A 5,096-nucleotide genomic window follows, 5' to 3' on the forward strand; every position below is an offset into this window, starting at 1 on the left:
ATAGGTTATATTTTCATTGTTTATGGCAATAAGAATAGTAGTTAGTATAACATGGTTAAATAGAAAGAACATTATGATGTTCGGGGAGGAAGAGTAATGGAATGGATTGCGAATGAGGCGATGTATCCCGAAGTATTGATTAAAATCCTTCTTGCACTCGCATTAAGTTTAGTTATCGGTGTAGAAAGGGAAATAAAGAAGAAGCCTATCGGATTGAAGACGAGTGCGGTAATCGCAACTTTCAGCTGTCTTCTAACAGTTGTCTCAATCGAAGCGGCCTATCTTGTGCCCGCACGTAATGATATTAACGTGACAATGGATCCTCTTCGTCTTGCCGCACAAATCGTAAGCGGGATTGGTTTTCTTGGGGCTGGCGCTATATTACGCAGGGATAACGACAATATTACCGGGTTAACTACAGCCGCAATGATTTGGGGTGCGGCGAGTATCGGGATTGCAGTCGGTGCTGGCTTTTATATCGAAGCAGCATTTGCAGTTCTGAGTGTGATGTTCGTTATTGAAGTAATTGCACCTGCACTTGGCAAATTCGGACCAAAAAGACTAAGAACGAAGGAGGCTGCATTCATTTTTGTTTTATCAGACAAATCAAAGATTGATGATCTCATTGCCTATTTAAAAACTGAAGGGATGATGATTGAGAATTTACGTATTCGACAAATCACGACCAGCAACAAACAGTTACACCATGAACTTGACTTCCGACTCTCTGCTCTACCAAAAAAATCCACGACAAAATTGTACATTGAACTCTCTACACTTCCTTATATCGAATCGGTTGAAATAGAAATCTTTGCATAACGGAGGAATATCATGAAAGAAATACTGACACTTATTAAAGAAGGCAATAAACCTTCTCTACTTGCAGCTATCGTCAATACCATTATCGCCATCCTGAAAGCTGTTGCATTCTTACTAACCGGAAATATTGCAATGTTCGCCGAAATGCTACATTCACTCGGTGATGCAGCCAACCAATTTTTCGTCTATATTGGTTCGGCTTTATCCAAAAAAGCGCCAACGCCTAATTTTCCCAACGGATTTGGTCGAGTCGTCAACTTAGTTTGTCTTGGTGCCGTCATTATTGTTGCCATTATGTCATACGAAGCGATTATCGGCGGATGGCATCATATTATAAACCCTGTTGAATCGGGTGGATTCGTTCTGAATCTTTCCGTTCTCGGAATCGCAATTGGTCTTGAATTTTTTGTCTTATATAAGGCTGGAAAGGAAATTCTTCATGAAGCCGGGATCCAAAAAGGGGGGCTCGCACCAATTACCTTAAGTTTTAGAAATCTCAATCGTGCTAAACCGGCAACCAAACTTGTATTCATGGAAGATTTGGTTGCAACATTGGGCGGCATCCTCGCATTTGTCGCTGTGCTATTAGCCCACTTTCTCGGATTACTTGTCGCCGAAGGAATCGCTTCTATCCTGATCGGACTCATGATGTTTTACGTGGTCGGCACAATATTTTTGGAAAATGCGCGTGGAGTGATTGGGGAAACCGATGAAGAAATGCTCAACCATATCGCCCACCTTGTCGCCGAGGATCCTGATGTGAAAGATATCCAACGGGTTGAAGTCGTTAAAGAAGGAGAATTTCTTCACGTTGAGGTGGTTGCGGAAGTAGATCCTTCCCACTCCGTTGCCTACGTCGATGATGTTCGTGATCGACTATTGGATCTTATCCTTCAGCAAAAAGGCGTACGAGACGTCCTCATTTCTTTTGACGAAGACGATGGTGTGTCGACCTGGCAAAAAGCCAACCCACCTAATACAATCCAACAATTCAGCTCTAAGCTACCTGAATAAAAAAACGTCACGTTGGAGATTTTTCTCTCACAACGTGACGTTTTTATTTTTATCTGCTTATAACGAAGCTTTCAAAATCGCGAGCACATCTTCTTTATCTAACTTAGCAAAATTGCCTAACGAGCCATTGACTGTTGCTTTTTCAGCCATGATGTCCAATTTCGAATCATCGATGTTGTAATCTCTAAGTGTTTCTGGTGCACCAATAGATGTCCAAAATTTTCTCAAGTTATCGATTCCCTCAAATGCGATTTCCTCCTCAGTCTTACCATCCGGCTTCACCCCAAAGACATTGACCGCCAATTGAGCAAATCGTGCGGGATTGACTTTAACATTATGTCGCATCCAATGAGGGAATAATATCGCGAGTCCACCCGCATGCGGGATATCATAGACCGCTGATACCGCATGCTCGATATCATGCGACGCCCAGTCACCGTTATAACCCATCTGAAGAAAACCATTCAACCCCCATGTCCCCGCGAATAAAATCGTTTCCCGTAAATCATAATCATCCAAGTTTTCAACAAGCTTTGGCCCTGCTTCAATAACTGCACGTAAAACGCCTTCACATAGCTCATCTTGAACAGGTGTATTGTTCGCGTTATTAAAATATTGTTCGAATACATGGGACATCATATCTACAATCCCATAGACGGTGTGATCTTTCGGAACAGAAAGGGTATAAGTCGGATCTAAAATAGAAAACTTAGGAGAACTAAACGGGCTACCCCAACCATACTTTTCTTGCGTTTCCTCGTTTGTAATGACCGAGCCTCTATTCATTTCAGAGCCTGTTGCAGCCAGTGTCAGAATCGTACCGAATGGTAACCCATCCTTAGGTGAAGCTTTTTTCGTAACGAAATCCCATGGATCCCCTTCGTATTTTGCTGCAACTGCAATCAGCTTTGTACAATCAATGACAGATCCGCCTCCAACTGCCAAGATGACTTCAATCCCATGCTCCTTACAAATCGCCGCACCTTTACGAGCCGTCGATACACGCGGATTAGGTTCCACTCCTGATAGTTCATACACTTCCATAGCGTTATCCTTTAATATCGTCATGACCTCATCATACAGACCATTGTGTTTAATGCTACCACCACCATAAACGACGAGCACTTTTTTTCCGTAACTCGCGAGTTCTCTTGGTAGTTTCTGCAATTGATCCTTTCCGAAAATAAGCTTTACTGGATTGTGAAATTCAAATTTATTCATTTGTTATATTCCTCCTTATAGTCCTTTCATTATCCGAAACAAGTAATCATAATGCAAAAATAAAGGAGCATGTATGAAAATAACACTAATGGGAATAGTATTTTTAGGAGGTGTGATATAGATGGGAGTAGTACAAAAAATAGCGCTAGCCATCACAATTATCGGTGCACTTAACTGGGGCGTTGCAGGTATATTTCGGTTCGATGTTGTCGCACAAATGGCTGGGGGCTCCGCCGAACCACTCGCACGCTTTATTTACGTACTCATTGGTATTGCTGGACTTATCAATCTTGGAATACTATTTGATTACCAACGAAATCATGATGAGATTCGCGTGCATACACCTAAAGAAGTATAAAAGGCATCTCCCGCGAAGAACGGGAGATGCCTTTTATTGACGCTGGTTTACTTACGCCCAACCACGGAAACGGGATGCTTCAGCTGTTTTGCGTACTCCAATCATATAAGCTGCAAGGCGCATATCAATATTACGCGTTTCAGCGACTGTGTAGACATTATCAAATGCCTCAACCATTTTTTTCGTCATTTTTTCACGAACTTCTTCTTCAGTCCAGTAATAACCCATGTTATTTTGAACCCACTCGAAGTAAGAAACCGTTACACCACCCGCACTAGCAAGAACATCGGGAACAAGAAGAATACCACGTTCAGTAAGAATTTTTGTTCCTTCTGTAGTCGTTGGTCCATTCGCTGCTTCAACTACAATTTTCGCTTTGATATTATGTGCGTTTTTCTCAGTAATTTGGTTTGCAATTGCTGCTGGCACAAGAATATCACAATCAAGCTCAAGTAATTCTTGATTCGTAATCGTGTTGTCGAAAAGTGTTGTTACTGTTCCGAAGCTATCACGACGATCTAGAAGATAATCGATATCTAGTCCATTCGGATCATGCAAAGCACCATAAGCATCGGAAATTCCGATTACTTTTGCACCTGCATCATTCAAAAACTTAGATAAGAAGCTTCCCGCATTACCAAATCCTTGAATTACGATGCGCGCACCTTTCATATCGATTCCACGACGTCTCGCCGCCTCTTCGATGATGATTGTGACACCTTCCGCAGTTGCACGGTCACGTCCTTGTGATCCACCGAGAACAATAGGCTTTCCTGTAATGAAGCCCGGTGAATTGAATTCATCAATCCGGCTATACTCGTCCATCATCCATGCCATAATTTGCGCATTTGTGAAGACGTCTGGAGCTGGAATATCTTTTGTTGGTCCCATTACTTGGCTCAGCGCACGGACATATCCGCGACTTAGACGCTCAAGTTCACCCATCGACATTTCACGTGGGTCGCAGATAATTGCACCTTTACCGCCACCATATGGCAAGTCAACAATTCCCGCCTTCAATGTCATCCACATTGAAAGTGCTTTCACTTCTTCCGCCGTAACTTCCGGGTGGTATCGAACTCCACCTTTTGTTGGTCCAACAGCATCATTATGCTGCCCACGATAACCTTTGAAAACTTTTACTTTGCCATCATCCATACGGATTGGAATACGGACCTCAACCATACGAAGTGGTTCTTTTAAAAGTTCGTACATTCCTTCATCATAGCCTAATTTCTCAAGTGCATCCTTAATGACATCTTGTGTAGACGTAAATAGATTCAGGTTTTCAGTCATTTTAACGGTTCGCCTCTTTGATTCATAATGTGTTTTCTGTGTATTCATTGTAACATATTAGACATAATATTTGCAGATATTATTTAATTTGTTTCAGCAGCGCTGAAGTAAATTAAAGCCTCCGGTGGATGTCACAAATTTTTAAGAGGAGCTAAAAAGGCAACCTAAGTTCGCCGAGTCCTGCGACATCAAGGAAAGATGCAATTCAATCCTTCTTCCGTTGCACGATCTACATCTCGTAGGCCCCAAGCTCGAAAAAATCTGGACGCAATTACGCAAAAACTTTTTTAATTCTTTCGAGTGCCCAATCTAACTCTTCTTTTGTAATGATGAGTGGTGGTGCAAAACGGATTACTGTATCATGTGTTTCTTTACAGAGTAGACCAAG

At 42.1% G+C, this 5,096-nt stretch carries 6 protein-coding genes; 3 read left to right on the forward strand and 3 right to left on the reverse strand.

Translation table 11 applies throughout. The features are described 5' to 3' along the window. Positions 1–96 precede the first annotated feature (96 nt). Both R2B77_RS17160 and R2B77_RS17165 read left to right on the forward strand, forming a co-directional pair. Entirely contained in the window at positions 97–819 is a 723-nt protein-coding gene (locus tag R2B77_RS17160; protein WP_203249239.1) for an MgtC/SapB family protein, read from the forward strand. A 12-nt stretch (positions 820–831) separates the two neighbouring features. Next, on the forward strand, positions 832–1,833 hold the full coding sequence (locus R2B77_RS17165; RefSeq protein ID WP_203249240.1) for a cation diffusion facilitator family transporter: 1,002 nt from the start codon (positions 832–834) through the stop codon (positions 1,831–1,833). 57 nt (positions 1,834–1,890) lie between these two features. On the opposite strand, the gene R2B77_RS17170 is transcribed toward R2B77_RS17165, so the two are convergent. Then, positions 1,891–3,054: an iron-containing alcohol dehydrogenase gene (locus tag R2B77_RS17170; RefSeq protein WP_203249241.1), complete on the reverse strand. Its 1,164-nt coding sequence runs from the start codon at positions 3,052–3,054 to the stop codon at positions 1,891–1,893. Positions 3,055–3,175: 121 nt separating this feature from the next. Here R2B77_RS17170 and R2B77_RS17175 point away from each other — a divergent pair, with 121 nt between their 5' ends. Further along, complete coding sequence (locus R2B77_RS17175) at positions 3,176–3,412, forward strand: DUF378 domain-containing protein (protein WP_203249242.1); 237 nt, start codon at positions 3,176–3,178, stop codon at positions 3,410–3,412. A gap of 51 nt (positions 3,413–3,463) precedes the next feature. Here R2B77_RS17175 and R2B77_RS17180 read toward each other — a convergent pair whose 3' ends face one another. Together R2B77_RS17180 and R2B77_RS17185 are read right to left on the reverse strand one after the other, a co-directional pair. Continuing rightward, positions 3,464–4,708, reverse strand: coding sequence for a Glu/Leu/Phe/Val family dehydrogenase (locus R2B77_RS17180; RefSeq protein ID WP_203249243.1), 1,245 nt, complete (start codon positions 4,706–4,708; stop codon positions 3,464–3,466). A 271-nt stretch (positions 4,709–4,979) separates the two neighbouring features. Continuing rightward, positions 4,980–5,096: aminotransferase class III-fold pyridoxal phosphate-dependent enzyme (locus R2B77_RS17185; RefSeq protein ID WP_322555767.1), on the reverse strand; the 117-nt coding region annotated here is incomplete at its 5' end.

It is taken from the genome of Sporosarcina beigongshangi (genome assembly GCF_033485195.1).
Taxonomy (GTDB): domain Bacteria; phylum Bacillota; class Bacilli; order Bacillales_A; family Planococcaceae; genus Sporosarcina; species Sporosarcina beigongshangi.

Excerpts from the sequence above, each read along its gene's own strand:
- R2B77_RS17160 (WP_203249239.1), top strand. The coding sequence starts at position 97 with ATGGAATGGATTGCGAATGAGGCGATGTATCCCGAAGTATTGATTAAA.
- R2B77_RS17165 (WP_203249240.1), top strand. The coding sequence starts at position 832 with ATGAAAGAAATACTGACACTTATTAAAGAAGGCAATAAACCTTCTCTA.
- R2B77_RS17170 (WP_203249241.1), bottom strand. The coding sequence starts at position 3,054 with ATGAATAAATTTGAATTTCACAATCCAGTAAAGCTTATTTTCGGAAAG.
- R2B77_RS17175 (WP_203249242.1), top strand. The coding sequence starts at position 3,176 with ATGGGAGTAGTACAAAAAATAGCGCTAGCCATCACAATTATCGGTGCA.
- R2B77_RS17180 (WP_203249243.1), bottom strand. The coding sequence starts at position 4,708 with ATGACTGAAAACCTGAATCTATTTACGTCTACACAAGATGTCATTAAG.